General features: G+C 66.3%; 19 protein-coding genes. 9 read left to right on the top strand and 10 right to left on the bottom strand.

Annotated features, from left to right (window positions below):
• Positions 1 to 352 precede the first annotated feature (352 nt).
• Together BWQ93_RS11850 and BWQ93_RS11845 are read right to left on the bottom strand one after the other, a co-directional pair.
• Positions 353 to 2,623 carry an EAL domain-containing protein gene (locus tag BWQ93_RS11850; protein WP_232314600.1) on the bottom strand — a complete coding sequence of 757 codons (2,271 nt, stop codon included), beginning with the start codon at positions 2,621 to 2,623 and terminating at the stop codon, positions 353 to 355.
• 114 nt (positions 2,624 to 2,737) lie between these two features.
• Positions 2,738 to 4,471 carry an acyl-CoA dehydrogenase gene (locus BWQ93_RS11845; protein ID WP_077030730.1) on the bottom strand — a complete coding sequence of 578 codons (1,734 nt, stop codon included), beginning with the start codon at positions 4,469 to 4,471 and terminating at the stop codon, positions 2,738 to 2,740.
• Positions 4,472 to 4,525: 54 nt separating this feature from the next.
• Here BWQ93_RS11845 and BWQ93_RS11840 point away from each other — a divergent pair, with 54 nt between their 5' ends.
• The gene (locus BWQ93_RS11840) at positions 4,526 to 5,485 is read left to right on the top strand and encodes an L-threonylcarbamoyladenylate synthase (protein WP_077030729.1); all 960 of its coding nucleotides are present in this window, start codon (positions 4,526 to 4,528) and stop codon (positions 5,483 to 5,485) included.
• Between the two features lie 125 nt (positions 5,486 to 5,610).
• Here the strand turns inward: BWQ93_RS11840 and BWQ93_RS11835 are convergent, their stop codons facing one another.
• On the bottom strand, positions 5,611 to 6,513 hold the full coding sequence (locus tag BWQ93_RS11835) for a DMT family transporter (protein ID WP_077030728.1): 903 nt from the start codon (positions 6,511 to 6,513) through the stop codon (positions 5,611 to 5,613).
• Positions 6,514 to 6,601: 88 nt separating this feature from the next.
• On the opposite strand from BWQ93_RS11835, the gene BWQ93_RS11830 reads away from it, so the two are divergent.
• Complete coding sequence (locus tag BWQ93_RS11830) at positions 6,602 to 7,165, top strand: VOC family protein (RefSeq protein ID WP_077030727.1); 564 nt, start codon at positions 6,602 to 6,604, stop codon at positions 7,163 to 7,165.
• 20 nt (positions 7,166 to 7,185) lie between these two features.
• A complete protein-coding gene (locus BWQ93_RS11825) occupies positions 7,186 to 7,815 on the top strand; it encodes a hypothetical protein (RefSeq protein ID WP_198040371.1) in 630 nt (209 codons plus the stop codon).
• A 27-nt stretch (positions 7,816 to 7,842) separates the two neighbouring features.
• Here BWQ93_RS11825 and BWQ93_RS11820 read toward each other — a convergent pair whose 3' ends face one another.
• Both BWQ93_RS11820 and BWQ93_RS11815 read right to left on the bottom strand, forming a co-directional pair.
• Positions 7,843 to 8,622 carry an SDR family NAD(P)-dependent oxidoreductase gene (locus tag BWQ93_RS11820; RefSeq protein WP_077030725.1) on the bottom strand — a complete coding sequence of 260 codons (780 nt, stop codon included), beginning with the start codon at positions 8,620 to 8,622 and terminating at the stop codon, positions 7,843 to 7,845.
• Positions 8,623 to 8,632: 10 nt separating this feature from the next.
• Positions 8,633 to 9,139, bottom strand: a complete 507-nt coding sequence (locus BWQ93_RS11815; RefSeq protein ID WP_077030724.1) for a thioredoxin family protein — start codon at positions 9,137 to 9,139, stop codon at positions 8,633 to 8,635.
• A gap of 56 nt (positions 9,140 to 9,195) precedes the next feature.
• Between BWQ93_RS11815 and BWQ93_RS11810 the strand changes: the two genes are divergently transcribed.
• The 6 genes from BWQ93_RS11810 to BWQ93_RS11785 all read left to right on the top strand — a co-directional run bounded on the left by BWQ93_RS11810 (position 9,196) and on the right by BWQ93_RS11785 (position 16,734).
• On the top strand, positions 9,196 to 10,716 hold the full coding sequence (locus tag BWQ93_RS11810; protein ID WP_077030723.1) for an acyl-CoA carboxylase subunit beta: 1,521 nt from the start codon (positions 9,196 to 9,198) through the stop codon (positions 10,714 to 10,716).
• Positions 10,717 to 10,874: 158 nt separating this feature from the next.
• Complete coding sequence (locus tag BWQ93_RS21425) at positions 10,875 to 13,076, top strand: endo alpha-1,4 polygalactosaminidase (RefSeq protein WP_077030722.1); 2,202 nt, start codon at positions 10,875 to 10,877, stop codon at positions 13,074 to 13,076.
• A gap of 90 nt (positions 13,077 to 13,166) precedes the next feature.
• Positions 13,167 to 14,300 carry an acyltransferase family protein gene (locus BWQ93_RS11800; protein ID WP_077030721.1) on the top strand — a complete coding sequence of 378 codons (1,134 nt, stop codon included), beginning with the start codon at positions 13,167 to 13,169 and terminating at the stop codon, positions 14,298 to 14,300.
• A gap of 11 nt (positions 14,301 to 14,311) precedes the next feature.
• Complete coding sequence (locus BWQ93_RS11795) at positions 14,312 to 14,512, top strand: hypothetical protein (protein ID WP_077030720.1); 201 nt, start codon at positions 14,312 to 14,314, stop codon at positions 14,510 to 14,512.
• Positions 14,513 to 14,595: 83 nt separating this feature from the next.
• The gene (locus tag BWQ93_RS11790) at positions 14,596 to 15,723 is read left to right on the top strand and encodes a S41 family peptidase (protein ID WP_077030719.1); all 1,128 of its coding nucleotides are present in this window, start codon (positions 14,596 to 14,598) and stop codon (positions 15,721 to 15,723) included.
• Positions 15,724 to 15,981: 258 nt separating this feature from the next.
• Positions 15,982 to 16,734 (top strand): class I SAM-dependent methyltransferase, encoded by a 753-nt coding sequence (locus BWQ93_RS11785; RefSeq protein ID WP_077030718.1) that lies wholly within the window; start codon positions 15,982 to 15,984, stop codon positions 16,732 to 16,734.
• 33 nt (positions 16,735 to 16,767) lie between these two features.
• Here BWQ93_RS11785 and BWQ93_RS11780 read toward each other — a convergent pair whose 3' ends face one another.
• From BWQ93_RS11780 to ispG, 5 genes are all read right to left on the bottom strand, one after another.
• The gene (locus BWQ93_RS11780; RefSeq protein ID WP_077030717.1) at positions 16,768 to 17,247 is read right to left on the bottom strand and encodes a GNAT family N-acetyltransferase; all 480 of its coding nucleotides are present in this window, start codon (positions 17,245 to 17,247) and stop codon (positions 16,768 to 16,770) included.
• The gene (locus BWQ93_RS11775; protein WP_077030716.1) at positions 17,244 to 17,573 is read right to left on the bottom strand and encodes a hypothetical protein; all 330 of its coding nucleotides are present in this window, start codon (positions 17,571 to 17,573) and stop codon (positions 17,244 to 17,246) included. Before BWQ93_RS11775 ends, BWQ93_RS11780 begins: the two co-directional genes overlap by 4 nt.
• A complete protein-coding gene (locus tag BWQ93_RS11770) occupies positions 17,570 to 18,361 on the bottom strand; it encodes a hypothetical protein (RefSeq protein WP_077030715.1) in 792 nt (263 codons plus the stop codon). Before BWQ93_RS11770 ends, BWQ93_RS11775 begins: the two co-directional genes overlap by 4 nt.
• 73 nt (positions 18,362 to 18,434) lie before the next feature.
• Entirely contained in the window at positions 18,435 to 18,695 is a 261-nt protein-coding gene (locus BWQ93_RS11765) for a hypothetical protein (RefSeq protein WP_232314599.1), read from the bottom strand.
• Positions 18,692 to 19,843, bottom strand: a complete 1,152-nt coding sequence (ispG, locus tag BWQ93_RS11760; protein WP_077030714.1) for a flavodoxin-dependent (E)-4-hydroxy-3-methylbut-2-enyl-diphosphate synthase — start codon at positions 19,841 to 19,843, stop codon at positions 18,692 to 18,694. The genes BWQ93_RS11765 and ispG overlap by 4 nt, the downstream gene beginning before the upstream one ends.
• Between the last annotated feature and the right edge of the window lie 217 nt (positions 19,844 to 20,060).

Below are 20,060 nucleotides of genomic sequence, written 5' to 3'. Positions count from 1 at the left end.
CCTTCAGGATATCTCCCGGCCGGAGCTGCCCACGGGCAAGCAAATCATGGGAAGCGAAGCGGTCGCGGCACCATCGGCTCCGCGTGCGGTCGGGCGGTTAGCCGCTTTCCAGACCCACAAATGAAAAAAGGCCCCGGCTATGCCGAGGCCCTTTCTCTATTTCGTTTTCGGATCAGGCTTGACCGCCACCGCTACCGGTGCCGCCGCCGCCCATCCAACGCCAAAACCAACCCATCGGACGTCTCCTAGATGCAACTGCATGACTGCCCATGCAGAGCAGTTAACGGAGCGTATACCCTAACAGGCGTGGTAAATCGAGTCTTAACTAACTTTGGTACCATTTTGGTAACGATTAGGCGGTGCGGCTGTGGGGTGCGGCGCTGATCGAGGCGGCGAGTTCGGAAAATAGTTGCGGTTTGCCAAGATGATAGCCTTGGCCAACATCGCAGCCGAGTTCTTCGAGCAACGCCATTGTGGGGGCATCCTCGATACCCTCGGCGACCGCGACGGCGCCCAGTCGGTGCGCCAGATCGATGGTGGACTTAACCACTTCGAAGTTGCGCTGCGAATCGCGCATGGTCATCACGAATCGCTTGTCGATCTTGATTTCGTCTGCCTCGATCTCGGTCAGATATTCGAGGTTCGACTGGCCGGTGCCATAATCGTCGATCGACAGGCGGATGCCCGCGCGGCGAAGTTGTGCGAGGGTCTGGCGCGCCTGGCGGCTGTTTTCGATCTGGGCCGTTTCGGTGATTTCGATCGTCAGCATCTCGGGCGGGAGATGATGCGCGGTGAGCATCACGCGGATCGTGCCGACCAGGTCGGCATGGTCGAGCAGCGTCGCCGACAGGTTCACTGACATATGGATCTTGAGCCCGCGTTCCTGCAGCTGTGCCGCGGAACGGATCGCCTGGTCCATAACGAACAGCGTGAGGCGGTAGATGTCCTGGCTCTTTTCGGCCTGGACGATGAACTCGTCGGGCGGGATCGGGCCGCGCGTCGGGTGCGTCCAGCGCGCGAGCGCCTCGACCCCGACGAGCGCGCGGGTGCGGATGTCGTATTGCGGCTGGAAGGCGACCCAGATGTCGCCGCCGGTGAGCGCGTCCTCGAGCTGCGAGTGGAAGGAGAGCTGCCAGCCCGCGTCTTCCTTTTGCCGCGGCGAATATTTGGTCCAGAGGGCTCGGGTGCGGATCGCACGCTCGGCCGCCACGAGCGCCGCAGCGAGGCGCTGCGCGTTCGAGCCCTCGAACTCGTCGTTGACCCCGAAGGCGATCGCGACGTCGACGCGCAGCTCGCCGATCGTTAGCGGCGCGTTGAACAGCGCGGCGAGACCCGCGAGATGCCCCTCGATCTGGCTGTGCTGATAATAGGGCACGAGCCAGGCGAAGGTACCGTCGAGATCGTGGTGGAGCTGGGTGCCGTGGCAGGCCAATGTTAGCCGGCGCGCGACCTGGTCGACGAGCTGCTGGCTGCCCTGGCCGGGAAGGAACGCCGCCAGATCCTCGAAGTTGACCAGTTTCGCGGCGATGACCGTCGCGCTGCCGAAAGCGGCCTGTGCGCGCAGCGCCTCGAAATTGGGTAGGCCCGAGACGGGATTCTCGCGCTGCGCCGAGGCGCGGCGGCGTTTGCGCGACACATTGGCGCTGACCGCGGCGACGAAGAAGAGCGCGGCGCCGATCGAGCTGGTCACAAGCAGGGTCGCGAGCAGCACCTTGCCGACGACCGCGATCCCGACCGCAGCGATCGCGGTCGGCGCGTACCAGCGCTGGAAGCGCGGCAGCAGCGCGACGAAGAGGGTGAGTGCCATCAGCGCAAGCGCGGGCATCCAGCCGATATCGACCGGATTGCCGCGCTTCAGCGTCTCGCCGCCGATCAGATGGATATAGGCCCCGGGCACGAGGTCGTGGCCGGGGAGATAATGCGCGTCCTGGAAGGTGGACGCCGTGGGCGCGAAGATGACGTCCTTGCCCCTGAGCTGTGCCGCGCCCACGCGTCCCGCGAGCAGGTCGGCGGCGCCATATTGCGGGATGCTGCCGGTGTCGTAGGAGAAGTCGAGGCGGAACATCTTCGGCTCGGGCGAACTCTTGTTCGCCAGCAGCGAAGCGAAACTCGGCAGCTTGCGGCCGTCGGCGAGGTAGGTGATCGGGACGTTCCAGACCTGCCAGAATTCATAATCCCAGGCGATGCTGGCAAGTTGCGCCTGTTCGCCGAAGGCGGGATTGGGGAAGATCGAACGGCTGCGGTCGGTGCCGGGCATCGACTTGGTCGCGACCGCGAGCACCGCGCGATTGCCCAGTTTGCGCACCGCTTCGGTCAGTTTCGAGAAATCGGGGTCGGATTCGCGGCGGTCGAAATAGAAATCGAGGAAGACGCGCTTCGCGCCGGCCTTGTCGATCGCGCTCACGACCTCGCCATATTGGGTCATTGAAAATTCGCCGCCCGGCGTCTGGCCGAGCGTGCGGTCGTCGAGCGCGACGATGACGATATCGCCCGAAACCGGCCGGTCGCCGAGCCGGCTGGTCGCCATCGCGATCATCCGGTCGGGAACCTCGCCCGCGCCCGAAATGCCCACGATGATGCTGAGCAGCAGCGCAAGCCCGAGTGTGCGCCAGCTGACGATCATCCTGTTGACTATCAATGGCACGCGCGCACGTCTCCAGCGGTTACCGTGCGTGCCTAGTGTGCGATGGTTATCATCGCGTTAATCATGAAGAAAAGCTTGCGGTTTTCCGGGCGCTCAGCCGAGCGCCGGAAGCGCCGCATCGCCCGCCAGCGCGGATGGCGCCAGGCCGGTGGCGGCCGGAACGATCTGCTGGAGGTAGAACCGCGTCGAGGCGATCTTGGCTTCGAGGAAGGCGGCGTCGCCATTGCCTTCGTCGAGTGCGGTCTTGGCCGCCTTATGCTGGAGCGCCATCAGCCAGCCGCAGGTCGCGGTCGAAAGCATGGTGAGATAGGGATAGCTGCCCGCAAGACGGTCGCCGGTATTCGCGCTGACCAGCCAGTCGGTGACTGCGCGGCACGAGTCGACGAGTTGCTGCAACTCGGGGAAATCCGCCGCACCCTGCGCGATATCGTCGATGAGTGCGCGGACGAGGTCGCCTCCTGCCATGCCGAGCTTGCGTCCGACCAGATCCGCCGCCTGAATGCCGTTGGTGCCCTCATAGATCGGGGCGATGCGCGCGTCGCGATAATGCTGCGCGGCGCCGGTTTCCTCAATGAAGCCCATGCCGCCATGGACCTGGATGCCGAGGCTGGCGACCTCGCAGCCGATGTCGGTGGCGTGCGCCTTGGCCAGCGGGATCAGGATTTCGGCGCGCATCGCGGCGGCCTCGTCGCCCAATTTGCCGAAGTCGGTCTGCGCCGACGCATAATAGATGAGCGCGCGCGCGGCCTCGGTCTGGGCGCGCATCCGCCACAGCATGCGGCGGACGTCAGGGTGCCGGTCGATCGTCACCGGATTGCGGTCGGGCGAGCCCGCGAGTGCCGACTGGACGCGCTCGGCGGCGAAGCTTTGCGCCTGCTGCGTCGCGCGCTCGGCGATCTGTACGCCCTGGCAGCCGACCATCAGGCGGGCGTTGTTCATCATCACGAACATCGCGCGCATGCCGCCCATTTCGTCGCCCACTATTTCGCCTAGGCAGTCTTCTCCCTCCCCATAGACCATCACCGCGGTCGGAGAGCCGTGGATGCCGAGCTTGTGCTCGATCGACGCGCAATGGACGCCGTTCGAGATCGTCGGATTGCCAGCGGCGTCGAGGCGGTATTTGGGGACGAGGAACAGCGAGATGCCGCGCGTTCCCTCGGGCGCGCCGGGGGTGCGCGCGAGGACGAGGTGGACGATATTGTCGGTGAGGTCGTGCTCGCCGAAGGTGATGAAGATCTTCTGCCCCTTGATCCGGTACAGGCCGGCGTTCTCGCCCTCGGTCAGTTTTTCGGCGGTCGAGCGCAGCGCGCCGACGTCGCTGCCCGCGGCGGGCTCGGTCAGGTTCATCGTGCCGTTCCACGCACCCGACACGAGCTTGGGGAGCCACGTCTGCCGCTGTTCCTCGGTGCCATAGGCCATCAGCGCGTGGATCGCGCCGGGGGTGAGGATGTTGCAGAGGGTGAAGCCCATGTCGGCGGTGCCGAGCGCCTCGATGATCACCGTCGCGAGGGTGAAGGGCAGTCCTTGGCCGCCATATTCGACGGGGCCGTCGATGCTGCCCCAGCCGGCATCGACGAACGCCTGATACGCTTCCTTGAAGCCCGGAGGCATGGTGACCTTGCCGTCTTGCCACTTGGGGTTGTTCACGTCGCCGACGCGGTTGAGCGGCGCATAGACCTCGGCCGCGAATTCGCCGATGCCGGTGACGATCGCCTCGACCATGTCGGGGGTCGCATCGGCGAAACGCTCATGCTGCGCCATCGCGTCGACGCGCGCGATATGGTTCAGGACAAAAAGCTGTTCGGTGGTCGGCGGCGTATAGGTCAAGGCACGGCTCCCCTTTTAGGGATGATTCCACAGGTGGCGGCGCTATAGCGCGGCATGGCCGAGGGTCAAACAACACCGCTTTTCGCGACCGATACCCGCGCTTTCTCGGCGGAGGCAATCGCGCGCGCCGGGGGGCTCGTCGGGGAGGGGTGGCCGGTCGCGGTGCCGACCGAGACGGTCTACGGGCTTGCCGCCGATGCGCGCAATGCGGCGGCGGTGGCGCGCATCTATGCCGCCAAGGGCCGGCCCGATTTCAACCCGCTGATCGTGCATGTGCCGGGGCTGGAAGCGGCGGAAAAGCTGGGGGTTTTCGGCGCGGTCGAACGCGCGCTGGCGACGCATTTCTGGCCCGGGCCGCTGACCCTGGTGGTGCCGCGGACCGCCGATTGCCCGGTGGCGAGCATCGCGACGGCGGGGCTCGATACGATCGCACTGCGTGTGCCGGGGCATCGTGCGATGCAGGCCTTGATGGCGGAGAGCGGCGCGCCACTGGCGGCGCCGAGCGCCAATGCGAGCGGCGGGGTGAGCCCGACCAAGGCGGAGCATGTGCTCGCGACCTTGGACGGGCGGATCGCGCTGGTGATCGACGATGGGCCGACGAGCGCGGGGGTCGAATCGACGATCGTGCGGGTGAAGGACGATGCCGTGGAGGTGCTGCGACCGGGGCCGGTGACGGCTGATATGCTGGCCGAGGCTTCGGGGTTGCTGGTGGCCGGGGTCGCAGGATCGGAGATCGTCGCGCCGGGGATGCTCGCGAGCCATTATGCGCCGGGCAAGCCGGTGCGGCTGGGCGCGACGGGTTTTGCGCCGGACGAATATGGAATCGGCTTCGGCCGGGTCTTGGGCGATTACCAGCTGAGCGCCGCGGGCGACCTGACCGAGGCGGCGGCGCGGCTGTTCGATGCGCTGCACGCGGGGGCGGCGAGCGCAAAGACCAAGATCGCGGTCGCCGCGATCCCGCAAGATGGGCTGGGCGCTGCTATCAACGACCGGCTGATGCGCGCGGCGGTGTGATCTCCCCTCCCGCAGGCGGGAGGGGTCAGGGGTGGGCCAGCCGCGTTGCGAATGCCCACCCGGCTGCGACTAGCGAACAAGTTCGCAAGTCTCGCTGCCCCTCCCGCTTGCGGGAGGGGAGAAGATCAGGCCGCTGCCGGCTCGACGGGATCGTCGTGCGGCACCTTGCGCGCCACGATCAGGCAGGCGGCGACGATCAGGACGGCGCCAGCGATCGTCGGCAGGGTGACGGGCTCGGCGAAGAAGATCCAGCCGAAGAGCATCGCCCAGAGGAAGCCGGTATATTCGGTCGTGGCGAGGATCTGCGTCTCGGCGCGGGCATAGGCCCAGCTCAGCAGCAGCAGCGAGGTGGTCGCGAGGATTGCGGCGCCGAGGATGTGCGGGGCATGGTCGAAGCTCGGCACCACCGCGAACCACGGCGCGCCGAGCGCGAGGATCGCGGCAACGAAGAAATTCTGGAAAAAGGCGATCTCGAGCGGCTCGGCCATCTTCGCCTGCCGGCGCGCGAGAATCAGGTTGTAGGCGTAAAAGACCGCCGACAGGAACACCGCGCCGACCGCCCAAAGGGCGTCGGGTTCGTAATCGCTGCCGCCGATCTTGCCCGCAACGATGACGAGCACCCCGCCGAGCCCGAGCAGCGAGGCGGCGACCGAGCGCGGGCCGATCTTCTCACCGAGGAAGATCGCCGCCATGTAGAGCGCCATCAGCGGCGCGACGAAGGCGAGCGCGATCGCCTCGGCGATCGGCAGCCGCGCGAGCGCCCAGAAGAAGCAGAGCGCCATGGCGGCGACGAACAGCGAGCGCCAGGCGTGGATCTGCATGGTGGCGCGGTCGGGCCAGACCGGGCACAGCGACAAATAGATCGCACCGCTGACGAGCGTGCCGCAGCCGGTGCGCCAGAGGACCGCGTTATACGCGCCGAGCTCGATCGACAGCCCCTTCATCAGCACGTCCATCGCCGAAAAGGTCGCGATGCCCGCGCAGGCGATCAGGAAGGGGAGCAGGGGCGAGGGCGAATCGGGGCGCATGGCGGGGGCTGTAGCGGAGCGCTTCGGGCTTGCACATCCGCGCCGGCGCGCGCAGCATCGCCGCGGGTCTTTGGGGAGAGACGGAGCGATGACCAAGCCGAGCAAATTCGCGCATGTCGTCTATCAGACGCGGCGTTATGACGAGATGATCGCCTGGTATCAGAAGGTGTTCCATGCCGAGGTGGTGCACCGGGACCCGGCGCTCGCTTTCCTGACCTATGACGACGAGCATCACCGTTTCGCCTTCGCCAATCTCGAGCTTTTGAAGCCCGGCGGCGACGGCGGTCGCGGCGATGTCGGGGTCAATCATGTCGCCTATACGTTTGCGAGCGCGGGCGATCTGCTCGCGACGTACAAGAGGCTGAAGGCCGCGGGCATCACGCCCTATTGGCCGATCCACCACGGTATCGCGCTGTCGATGTATTATCAGGACCCCGACGGAAACCGGATGGAGTTTCAGGTCGACCATGGCAGCGTCGCCGACGGCGTCGCCTATATGAAGAGCGAGCTGTTCGGGAGCAATCCGATCGGGGTCGAATATGACCCCGATGTGCTGCTCGCTCGGTACGAGGCGGGAGCGAGCGAGGCCGAATTGATGGCGATCCCCGACGGGCCGCCGTCGGGAATTCCGGTGGCGCATGGGATGACGTGAGCAAATATTATCTGGAGTAATTGAAATTGGGTGAGGAGTTCAAAAGCCGGTTTCCCGGAGCATTTGATGTAGGTGAGGTGCTTTTTGAGCTGGCTCAAGGCTGTTATGCCTTCGAAGCCTTCACATATGCGGCTGCTTCCAAAGATGCCGAAATTGCAATCCCGGCGTTGCCCGTCGGAGCTGGAGCGTCCGGGACCCTTTCCCGGGTCGATGGTTCCGAACACATTTTCGACTTGCGATACTATTTTGAGTTAGGAAAAGATCATGCGTTTACGCGGGATGGAATCGCAAGATCGTGGTATTGCGGCGTGCTTATTTCGGCAGGCGATCTGCTGGCGGCGCATCAGTACTTCGATCACCAACCAGAATTTGAACTCTTATATCATGTGCGAAATGCGGTGGCCCATGGCAACCGCTTTCACATAACCGAAGCGGGCAAAAAGCGGCTGGAAAAATATCCCGCATATCTGCGCTTCTACGATGGATCTGATAGATTCCAACTCTCGCCAGATTTAGATCATCAGCGCATCCTGTTCGATTTTATGCAGGCTGGCGATGTCGCGGATTTGTTGTCGCTAGTTGGCGAGCGCCTGAGGGATCTCGAACGAGGAATTCTTGGGCCCGGAGTAAACACTTCGATCTTCGGTTGAATGACATGGCACCCGATTGCGGGATAATCACCGAAAAGTCGCCATCCCCGCGCCGTCGATCGCCAGCCTTTGCCCCGAGCAATAAGGGTTGCCGTCGCTGACGAACCATAGCACCGCCGCGGCGACGTCGCTCGGTTCGGCGACGCGGCCGAAGGGCATCTTGCTCGCGAGGTGGTGGATGTCGTCCTGGCCGGTGATCGCGCGCGACAGGCGTTCGCCCATGTCGCTGACGGTGAGCGCGGGGGCGACGATGTTGACGCGAACGCCGTTTTTGAGTTCCTCCTTGGCGAGCGCCATCGCCAGCGCTTCGCCCGCGACCTTGCCCATCGTGTAGGGAGCGCTGAACGGCGCGTGCTGGGTCGATGCGATGCTGGAGATGACGATCACGTCGCTGCGTGCGTGCTGGCGCAGCTGCGGCAAGCAGAGGCGCGACAGGCGATGCGGGCCGATGGCGTGGACGGCGAGCAGTTTCTCGACCTCAGCCGCGTCGGTGTCGGCGACGCCGCGGCCGCGGCTGGCGATGCCGGCGTTGTTGATCAGGATCGACACGGGGCCGAAGTCGGCTTCGATCGCGGCGACCATCGCGGCGCAGGCCTCCTCGTCGGTGACCGAGGCCTGGTACGCTTTCGCCTTGCGGCCCATCGCCTGGATCGCGGCGACGGTTTCGGCGGCGGCGCCTTCGTCGCGGGTGTAGTTGACCGCGATGTCGGCGCCCGCTTCGGCGAGCGCCAGCGCGATGCCGCGGCCGATGCCGCGCGAGGCGCCGGTGACGAGCGCGGTGCGCGCCGCAAGGTTCATCTCGGCCATGTTGCTCTCCCTATTTTGTCAGTTCGGTCTGGATCTCATTCACGCTGCGCTTGGCGGCGTTCCGCCATTGCGGCGCGGTCTTGCGGTTGAGGACCTGGCCGCGCGCGTCGAGGATCGCGACGGTCGGCGTGCCCTTGATCTTCCTGAAGCCGAAGCGCGCCGGCACTTGGGGGTTCTTGCCCCGGCCGACCTGCGGCATGCCGATGTCGACGAAGACGATATGGTAGCGCGGCGCAAGCGTCGCGGCGAGGTCGGGGCTGATCACGGCATTGGCGAACCAGGCGCTGTCGTGGCAGTCGTTCGAGCCCATCACGAGCAGCACGCGCTTGCCCGACTGGCGCGTGGCAGCGAGCGCGGCATCGACCGCGGCCATCGCATCCGCTTTGGGGTCGAAGGCGGTGCTTTCATAGGGCGCGGCGACGCCGGGGATGCTGCGGAGCGGGGCGTCTTCGCTCGCCGACACGGGGGTGAGCGGCAGGAGCAGGGCGGCGAAGGCGAGGGCGATCTGGCGCGTCATGGCGCGACGATAGGTTTTACATGACGTTTCCGTCAACGTCAGTTAGCCTTCGCGCCATGAGCTGGGAAAAAGAAGTCGAGGAACTCGGGCAGCGCCGCGCGATGGCCGAGAAGATGGGTGGCGCGGAAAAGGTCGCGCGCCAGCATGGGCGCGGCAAGATGGACGCGCGGGCGCGGCTCGCGGCGATCGTCGATCCGGGCAGCTTTCGCGAGATCGGCAAGATCGCGGGGCGCGGCAGTTACGGCCCCGACGGCGAGCTCGAGGATCTGGCGGCGAGCAATTTCATTTTCGGGCGCGCCAATATCGACGGGCGGCCGGTGGTTGCGAGCGCCGACGATTTCACCGTGCGTGGCGGCGCGGCCGATGCGGCGCTGCACCGCAAGTTCGTGCAGTGCGAGGCGATGGCGCATGAATATCGCCTGCCGCTGATCCGCATGATCGACGGCACCGGCGGCGGCGGGTCGGTCAAGACGCTGGAGGATATGGGTTATACCTATATCCCCGCGGTGCCCGGCTGGGACCGGATCATCGCCAATCTCGACACGGTGCCGGTGGTCGCGCTGGCGCTGGGACCGACCGCGGGGCTGGGCGCGGCGCGCGTGGTGGCGAGCCATTACAGCATCATGGTGCGCGGGCTGTCGCAATTGTTCGCGGCGGGGCCGGCGGTCGCGGCGGCGATCGGCGATACGCTGGGTCGCGAGGAGCTGGGCGGAGTCGATGTGCACACGCGCAACGGCGTGGTCGATGACGAGGTGGCGTCGGAGGCCGAGGCGTTCGCGGCGGCGCGGCGGTTTTTGTCTTACCTGCCGTCGTCGATCCACGAGCGTGCGGCGCGGACAGAATGCAGCGATCCCGTGGACCGGCGTGAGGAGAGCCTGCTGTCGGTCGTGCCGCGCGAGGCGAAGCAGGTCTATGCGATGCGGCGCATCGCGAGTGCGGTGTTCGATTCCGGCAGCTTTTTCGAGATGGGCGCACGCTGGGGGCGGGCGGTGATCACCGCCTTCGCGCGGCTCGATGGTTATCCGGTGGCGGTGCTGGCGAGCGATCCCTCCTACCTCGGCGGGTCGTGGGATGCGAAGACGAGCGAGAAGGCCGAGCGATTCGTCAAGTTGGCCGACCAGTTCCGGCTGCCGATCGTGCATCTGGTCGACAACCCCGGCTTCATGATCGGCGGCGAGGCCGAACGGACGGGAACGATTCGGTATGGGGTGCAGGCGATGAACGCGATCTATCGCGCGTCGGTGCCGCTGGCGTCGGTGGTGGTGCGGCGCGCCTATGGCATCGCAGGGAGCGCGATGTCGAACGCCGAACGCTTCCAGTACCGCTTCGCTTGGCCTTCGGGCGACTGGGGCAGCCTGCCGATCGAGGGCGGGGTCGAGGTGGCGTACAAGAGCGAGCTCGAGGCGGCGGAGAATCCGGCGGCGCATCTGGAGGCGATCCGGGCGCGGCTCAATCGTGTGCGCTCGCCGTTCCGCACGGCCGAGAAATATGGGGTCGAGGACATCATCGACCCCAGGGACACGCGGCCGTTGCTGTGCGAGTTTGCGGAATTGGCGTGGCGCGTGCTGCGCCAATAGGGCCGGGATTGTCCCGTCTTTCGTTTTTACTCAACGGTTCATCGAATAGCGCTGGCCGAATCGTAGTAATGGGATCATTTTGTCTTCTGTTTTTGTTTGCGGCGCGTTGTGCGGAGGACCGTAACGCGTGATGTCGCCGCTTTCGTGGTGGGAGACGGATGATGGCGCGCGACGGCAAGCGGAATATCGGGACGAGCGGCGCCGACGATCTGACCGCGAACCCGCCGCCGGGGTCGCCGCTGGAGCCGGTGCCGACCGGCGAGATCCTGATCGGCCATGGCGGCAACGACATCCTGCGCGGCAATTCGGGCGAAGATGTGCTGTTCGGCGATACGGTGTTTGCGCGCAACGCGGCGCTGCAGGGCGTCCGCGACCATGCGATCATCTACAGCGGCAACGGTTATACCGAGAGCGCGCTGCAGCAGAGCAACCACGATCTGTTGATCATCAATTCGGCGAGGGTGATCATCAATGCCGGCCCGAACCATAGCGAGACGCTGTGGACCGCGGCGCAGATCGCCAATATCGGATCGAACGGCAAGCTGGTGATCGGCTATCTCGACCTGACCAAGATCAACGATTATGTCGGCTTCTGGAACGAGAGCTGGACGTCGAACGGCCTTGCGACCGGGACGCTGACGGGCGCCGCGCCGAGCTGGCTCGGCGCGATCGACACCGCCGACACTCGCCTGATCAACCTCGACGACCCCAATTGGGTCGCCGGGGTGACCCCGTTGTTCAAGGCGCGGATCGCCGAGATGATCGGACAGGGGTTCGACGGCATCTTCTTCGACGATGTCGTGCGCTATTTCGTCGATCAGAATGTGCCGCTGTCGCAGAATAATGCGCGCGAAGTGCGCGACCTGATCATCGACCTTGCCGAATATGCGCGCGACCTGGTCCGCTCGACGCAGGGCGCGGCTGCGGCCGACCGCTTTGCGATCATCGTCAACGGGGCGCCGTCGATCGTCATCGATTCGTTGTCGGACCCGGCAACCGCAGCGCGCTACTACAACGCCATCGACGCCATCCTCGCCGAAAATTATCTTTCGACGAACAATCAGAACGGCATCAGCCGGGCGCTCGCCGATTTCGCGTCGCAGGGCATATTGACGCTGTCCGCCGATACCGGGATCGCGGCGGGCGCGGCGCAGACGGCGCTCGAGCAGCGCGGCGAAGCGAACGGCTTTATCCCGACGACGGTATCCGGCCCGAACTATGACGGCGACACGACGCGCTACACGCCGATACTGGGTGCCCAGAACGGCAACGACACGCTTTTCGGTGGCGGCGGCAACGACCGGCTCGCCGGCGGGCTCGGCAACGACATGATGCACGGCGGTGCCGGCAACGACATCTATTATTTCAACGACAGCGGCGACCTGGCGTTCGAGGACGCCAATGGCGGCACCGACGAGGTGGTGGCGACGGTCGGCGCCTATCTGCACGCCAATGTCGAGAATCTGACGCTGTCGGTCCGCGCGGGCAACATCTTCGGGGTCGGCAACGCGCTCGGGAATATCATCACCGGCAACGAAGGGCAGAATCTGCTGATCGCCGGTGGTGGCAACGATACGGTCCGCGGCGGCGGCGCGCGCGATTCGATCTTTGGCGAGGGCGGCGACGACCAATTGTTCGGCGATGCGGGGATCGACTATATCGTCGGCGGGCTCGGCAACGACATGATCGACGGCGGCATCGACGCCGACGAGATCTATGGCGAGGACGGCAACGACACGCTGATTGGCGGCGCGGGATTTTCGACCGACATCCTGGTCGGCGGGGTCGGCAACGACATATTGCGCGGCGACAGCGGGCTCGGCGACTACGATCTGCTTTACGGCAATGCGGGGGACGACAGCTTTTACGTCGATACCCCCGACGATCTGGTGTTCGAACAGGCGGGGCAGGGTACCGACACGGTCTACGCCAACATCAACGGCGCGGGCTATTATCTCTATGACAATATTGAAAATCTGACGCTGGCGGGGACGACGCCATTCGGGGTCGGCAACGCACTCGCCAATATGATTACCGGCAACGCATCGGCCAATTACCTGCTCGGCGGGGGCGGCAACGACCGGCTGAACGGCAAGGGCGGCGCCGACGTCCTGTTCGGCGAGGCCGGAGCCGATGTCTTCATATTCGAGCGCGGCACGGGCGGCGATGTGATCGGCGATTTTCAGCGCGGGACCGACGATATCGACCTCAGCGCCTTCGGCTTCACCAGCTTCGCGCAGCTGCAGGCGCGCTTCGTCCAAGACGGATCGGTGGGCGGCATCGTGCTGGGCAATGGCGATGTGATCGTGCTGCACAATGTTCAGATGAGCCAGCTGGCCGCGACCGACTTCATTCTTTGAGCGCGCTGCCGCGCCGCGCGGCGGAGCGGCCTTGCGCGATGCCGGACTGCTTCGCTAGGCTGGCGTCAGCGAGCAGCGGACAGGGGGCTTATGACCGGCGGACGCCACTATGGCATGGACTGGCTGCGGATCGCGGCATTCGGCCTGCTGATCTTCTATCATATCGGCATGTATTTCGTGCCGTGGGGCTGGCATGTGAAGATCGCCGAGCCGCTCGACTGGGTCGCGCTGCCGATGCTCGCGACGAACAGCTGGCGGCTGGCGTTGCTCTTCCTCGTGCCGGGTTATGCGAGCGCGGCCTTGTTCGCGAAGCTCGGCGGGCCGGGCGGGTTCGCGCGGTCGCGGAGCGCGCGGCTGCTGATCCCTTTGGTGTTTGCCGTGGTCGTCATCATCCCGCCGCAGCCGTGGATCGACCTTGCCGGCCAGCACGGTTATCCGCACGGTTTCCTGCATTTCTGGCTGCACGATTATTTCGGCTTCCAGTTCATCGATGGCATCGCGCTGCCGACGTGGCAGCATCTGTGGTTCGTCGTGTACCTGTGGGTCTATACGATGCTCGCGGCGTTGCTGCTGGCGATCGTGCCCGGGGCGGCGCGCGCGAAAGTCGCCGACGGCGCGGCGCGGCTGCTGGGCGGATGGCGGCTGCTCGTGCTGCCCGCGCTGTGGTGGGTGGCGATCTATCTGGCCTTTCCCGACCATGACGAGACGCATGGCCTGTTCGACGACGGGCCGTCGCATCTCCATTATCTGGCGGCTTTCGGTGTGGGCTGGCTGCTGCGGGTGCGGCCCGTGCTGTTCGAGGCGGTGGCGCGCTGGTGGAAGGTCGCGCTGGTGCTGGGCTTGCTCGCCTTCCTGCCCGTCGCTTGGATCGAGTGGACGTGGCCGGGCGACACCCGAGCGCCGCAGTGGGTGTTCCTGCCCTATCATGTCGCGCGCCACCTCAACGGCTGGCTGATCATCATCGCGCTGCTGGGCATCGCCGACGCCAAGTGGAACCGCGACCATCCGCGGCGCGCGATGCTCGCCGAGGCGGTCTTTCCCTTCTACATCGTCCACCAGACGATCATCGTCGTCGTCGGCTGGTGGCTGCTGCAGGGACAGGTCGCGGCGCTGCCCTCCTTCCTGATCCTGGTCGCCGCGACGGTAACGGGATGCTGGCTTTTCTACTGGATCGGGCGCAGCATCGACTGGCTGCGGCCGCTGATCGGACTGCAGCGTCGATAGGGGAGAGCGACATGGGTACGGTAAAGGGCATCATGGCCATGATCGGGATCGCAGCGATCCTGATGGGTGGCCTCTGGATCTTGCAGGGACTCGACATCGTGCGCTGGCCGGCGAGCAGCTTCATGCTGGGCGATACGACCTGGACGCGCAACGGCGTCGTGCTCGCGGTGGTCGGCGTCGTGCTGATCTGGTTCGCGCGCAAAAAGCCGTGAGCGCGTATCGACTACAATTGTAGTTGATCTGTATTGTAACTCTGATACACCTCCCCCCGAACCGGGTTGGATTGGAGAGAAGAATGATTCGTTCGCAGCGCCTTTTGCCGCTCCTGCTCGCCGCGGCGATGCCGCTTGCCGCCATGCCTGTCCACGCCGAGGAAGCGGCGGCGGCGCCCGATGTGAAGAGCGATGCCGTTGCCGAAGCCTATGCCGTGCTGCTGGCGCGCGACTATGTCTATCCCGAGACGGGGCAGCGTTATGCCGCGGCGATCCGCGCGGCGATCAAGGCGGGGCGCTATGCCTCGCTGTCGGGCGACGCGCTGGCGAAGGCGATCGACGAGGACGTCAACGCGGTATCGCCCGACGGCCATTTGCGCGTGCGCCCGCCCGCGGGCAGCACCCCCGCCGCGGCGGTGCCGGGCGGCGCTCCGCCCCGCCCGCGCTCGCCCAACCTGCCCGCGATCGAGCAGCCGGGATGGATCGCGCCGGGCATCGCCTATATCCGCTTCAACCTGTTCCCGCAGGACGAAGCGGTGACCGCGGCGGCGGCGAAATTCATGGCCGATCATGCCGATGCCAAGGCGATCATCTTCGACATCCGCACGCATCGCGGCGGCGGGATGGACCAGATGGACGTCATGTTCCCCTGGCTGTTCGCCGAGCCGACGCGGCTGGTGACGATGGCGACGCGCGAGTCGGTCGATGCGCAGGGCGGATCGCCGATCGCGGGGCTCGCCTCGATGCGCGCCGCCAAGGGCGACGCGGGCATGGTGACGCGCGAGCATTGGGCGACGCCGAACGCCGACACGCGGCTGCGCGATGCCAAAATCTATGTGCTGACATCGGGCGCGAGCGGCTCGGCGGCCGAGCATTTCGCGCTGGCGATGAAGCATACGAAGCGCGGCACGCTGGTCGGCGACGCGACCGGCGGCGCCAATCATTTCGGCTATGGCGAGGAACTGGGCGGCGGCTTTCAGGCCTTCATCCCCGTCGGGCGCACCTATGACCCGGTGACCGGCAAGGATTGGGAGGGCGACGGCGTCGCCCCAGACGTCGCGGTGCCGGCGGCCGATGCGCTGGTGCGCGTGCTCACGGACCTGGGCGTGGCGGCAGACGAGGCGAAGCGTCTGTCCGATGCGCATGTGCCCGGAGCGCCGATGGAACGGCGGCGTCCGCGGTCGGCACCGGCCCCGGCCACCGGCGGCTGACCTGGCCGCGGCATTGACGGCCGCGGTTCACCGATAGCGAAGGATCGCGGGTTCGGGTCGCGAAGGCGATCGCCCGCGACGAAAACGCGTCGGTGCGCCGCCGGTGCCCGTCGTTACGCCGTTCGTCGGTTGGTCGGTACCCAAGGTGTATTGGTAGAATAATACGCATGCGCGCGACGCATTCGCCCTATTGCTGCATCCAATCGCACGCTTGTCGACGTCTAATCGCCGACAACTGCCGCCAAAGGGAGGAATATCATGACGCGTCAGGCTCTGCTGCGGAATACCAGCTATCTCTTCGCCGCCCTGGGCCTCGCCGTGGCGGGCACTGCACTGGTCGTGCCGGTCGAACCGGTACGGGCACAGGTCGCCGCGGCCGATCCTGGCCGTCCGGCCGCCGACAAGGCGCAGGACGCCCAGCGCAAGCCAGCGATGATGGTACGCTTCGCGCGCATCAAGCGCGGCCATCGGGTGATCGAAATATTGCCCGGCGGCGGTTATTTCACGCGCGTGTTTTCGAACGCTGTCGGCCGCTTCGGCAAGGTGATCGCCGTCGAGCCGAGCAGCAGCGGCGCGATGCAGGCGCTCGCGCGCGAGCCAGGCCGCAGCAACGTCGCGCTGTTGAGCGGATCGTTCGACAGCATCGGCCCGGCGGGTAAGGCCGACGTCGTCTGGACGTCGCGCAACTATCACGACATAAAAGGCGCGAAGGCGCCGACGGACGCCGCGGAGCGGCTGAATAGGGCTGCGTTCGCGGCGCTGAAGCCCGGCGGCTATTATGTCGTGCTGGACCATAGCGCCGCCGCAGGATCGGGAACGCGCGATTGTGACACGCTGCACCGCATCGACGCCGAGGCGGTGAAGGCCGAGGTGCTCGCGGCGGGTTTCGTGCTCGACGGCGAAAGCCCGCTGCTCGCGAACAAGGCCGATACGCGCACGGTCGCGGTGTTCGACCGGTCGATCCAGGGCAAGACCGACCAATTCGTGCTGCGGTTCAAGAAGCCGGGGTGACCCGAATAGCCCGTCCCGCTTGCGGGAGGGGCCTTATTGACCCGCGAGCGCGGTGAGCGCGTCGCCGTCGACACGCATCACGGTCCATTCGTCCATCAGTTTCGCGCCCAGGCTCTGGTAGAAGCCGATCGACGGCGTGTTCCAGTCGAGCACCCACCATTCGAGGCGCGCGCAGTCGCGTTCGACGCAGAGCTTCGCGAGATGCGCGAGCAGCGCCTTGCCCAGTCCCGAGCCGCGCGCGGCGTGGCGGACGAACAGATCTTCGAGATAGATGCCGGGCTTGCCCTCGAAGGTCGAGAAATTGTGGAAGAAGAGCGCGAAGCCCTGCGGCGCGCCGTCGATCTCGCCGATCACGACCTCGGCATAGGGCCGCGCGCCGAACAGGCGGTCGCCCAGTGTCGCGTCGTCGAAGCGGACCTCGTGCGCGAGCTTTTCATAGTCGGCGAGGTCGCGGATGAACTGCGCGATCAGCGGCAGGTCGGCGGGCGTGGCGGAACGGATCGCGAGGGTCATTTCGGCCTTTCGGAAAGGGGCGCAGAGGGAGCCGCTTCGGCCGGCGGCGGCGGGACATCGGCCGCCCAATGCGGCGGCAGGGCGTGACCGGCGGTGCGGCGGTAGCGCGCGTGGGCGCAGACGACCTGATCGTCGGTCAGATCGTCGCGCGCCAGGTCGATGGGCACGTTCCCAAAGCGGGCGCAGCGCCGCCGGTAGGCCGCGTCGTCGGCGGTAAGCCGGACGATCTCCGCCGAGAGCCGGGCCTTGGCCTTGTCGACCGCGGCGGGGTCGTGCGCTGGCGCCTGCGCGGCCAGCAGCAGCGCGGCGAGCGCGAGCCAGGTCATGAGGACCGCACCTGCCGGGCGCGGTCGAAGCGGTTATAGGCGGTGAAGAGCGCGGCGCCCACCGGCGAGGCCATCAGCCCGACGACGATCGAGTCGAAGACCATCAGCGCCCAGACCGCGGCGCCGGGGGCGCCGAGCGCCCATTTGTGGTTGAGGCCGTGGAGGAGGAAGAGCGGTCCGAAGAGGATCGGCAGCAGCAGCGCGAGCAGCAGGATCCATGGCCAGCTGCGCAGGATCAGCGCCTTGAGCGGGGTCGCGCGGTCGCCGAACAGCCCTGCGATCATCATGAAGAGGAAGGGAAAGGACAGCAGGCTGGCGAGGACGATGAGGGCGAGCGGCGCCTCGTTTCCGGTCAGCGGCTTGACCAGTTCGGTCAGCGAGCCGATCGCCATGAACAGGACGAAGCCGAGCAGCAGGCGCGCCCAGGCGAGGCGGCGGATGTCGTACCAGCGGCCGCCGTGCGTGCGGCACCACCAGAAGCGCGCCGAGGCGAGGAAGGTAAGCGACAGGCCCGCGATCTTAACATAGCCGAAACCCATGCGCAGCGGGTCGGCCGCGAGCGTGCGGAAGCTGTCGGCGCTGGCGAACATGCCGAGGTGAATCTCGGCAACATGCTGCGCGAACTCGGGGATCACGACGAGCGCGGCGACCGCGGGGCCGAGCCAGAAGAGGCTGAAGGTGCGGGTCAGATAGTCGCCGATGGCGGAGAAGATGGTGCGGAAGAAGGCGGCGAGGCGAGCGGGCCCCGCTTGCTCGCCGCGCGGCGCTTGCTGGCTTTCGCTGTTCATAATCCCCTCCGCAACCCCATGACTCCCGTGGCTAATTCAGGCGAGGGGGCTTGGCTAGGGGAAAGCGTTGCGGTTAGCGCCGGTCGTGGTCGATGCCGGTGATCTTCCCGACCTCGAGCTCGTCGATGCGCAGCTTGCGAATGCGCGCCGTACCGATGCGCAGGCGACCGATGGCGAGTGCGCCGACCGCGAAGGCACCCAGCGCGAACGCGCCGATCGCGAGTGCGGCGACATGGCCGGCGCCGAGGGTAGCGGCACCCGTTGCCGAAGCGCCGGTGGCGGCCGCCTTGCGGGCGACCGGGGGTTCGACGACGATGTCGCTCTTCGTCTTCACGCGGCCTTGCCGTGGAGCGTGTCCATGCTCACCGCGCTGCCCGCCTCGATCTCGGCGGCCTTGGCTTCGACGAGTTTCACGACATGCGCGATCATGTCGGCGTCGGCGACATGATGGTCGGTGACGCCCGAGAGATAGACCATATGCTTGCCATTGCCGCCGCCGGTGATGCCGATGTCGGTCTCGCGCGCCTCGCCGGGGCCGTTCACGACACAGCCGAGGACCGAGAGCGACATCGGGGTCTTGATGTGGCTCAGCGCTTCCTCGAGCGCCTGGACGGTGCGGATGACGTCGAAGCCCTGCCGCGCGCAGCTGGGGCAGGAGACGACGCGGACGCCGCGGGTGCGCAGGCCCAGCGATTTCAATATCTCGTAGCCGACGCGGATTTCCTCTTCGGGCTCGGCCGAGAGGCTGACGCGGATCGTGTCGCCGATGCCGGCCCAGAGCAGGTTGCCGATGCCGAGCGCCGATTTGACGGTGCCGCCGATCAGCCCGCCCGCTTCGGTAATGCCGAGGTGCAGCGGGCAGTCGACCGCGTCGGCGAGCTGCATATAGGAGGCGACCGCGAGGAAGACGTCGCTGGCCTTCACCGCGACCTTATAGTCGTGGAAGTCGTGATCCTGGAGCAGCTTGATATGGTCGAGCGCGCTTTCGGTCAGCGCCTCGGGGCAGGGCTCGCCATATTTTTCGAGCAGATCCTTTTCGAGGCTGCCGGCGTTGACGCCGATGCGGATCGCGCAGCCATTGGCCTTGGCGGCACGCACGACCTCGCCGACGCGCTCCGACGAGCCGATGTTGCCGGGGTTGATGCGCAGGCACGCGGCGCCGGCGTCGGCGGCTTCGAGCGCGCGCTTATAGTGGAAATGGATGTCGGCAATGATCGGGATGCGTGCGGCGCGGACGATCTTGGGCAGCGCGGCGGTCGAATCGGTGTCGGGGCAGGAGACGCGGATCAGGTCGGCGCCCGCCTCCTCGCAGCGGCGGATCTGGTCGATCGTCGCCACGGGATCGCTGGTCAGCGTGTTGGTCATCGTCTGGACGCTGATCGGCGCGCCGCCGCCGACGGGGACGTTGCCGACCATGATCTGACGCGATGTGCGCCGCGCAATGTCGCGCCAGGGGCGCAGGCCGGGGTTATGGTCGCTCATCGCTTCGTCCTTGGGAGAGGGTGAGCGTCCTTTAGAGCAGGATTGTGTCCAGATGAAGCCCTCAGCCGGCGTGACCGGTTTCGGGCGGTCGTGGACAAGCCGCCCTATAAATCCCGTTTGTGTCGAGCGAAGTCGAGACACCCATCGGGAGCGCATGCCTTAGGGTGTCTCGACTTCGCTCGACACGAACGGAAATGGAGGATGGTCTGGCACCCCC

It is taken from the genome of Sphingopyxis sp. QXT-31, from assembly GCF_001984035.1.
Classification (GTDB): domain Bacteria; phylum Pseudomonadota; class Alphaproteobacteria; order Sphingomonadales; family Sphingomonadaceae; genus Sphingopyxis.
The sequence above is the reverse complement of the archived record's forward strand: the minus strand, read 5'-3'. Positions and strand labels throughout refer to the sequence as shown.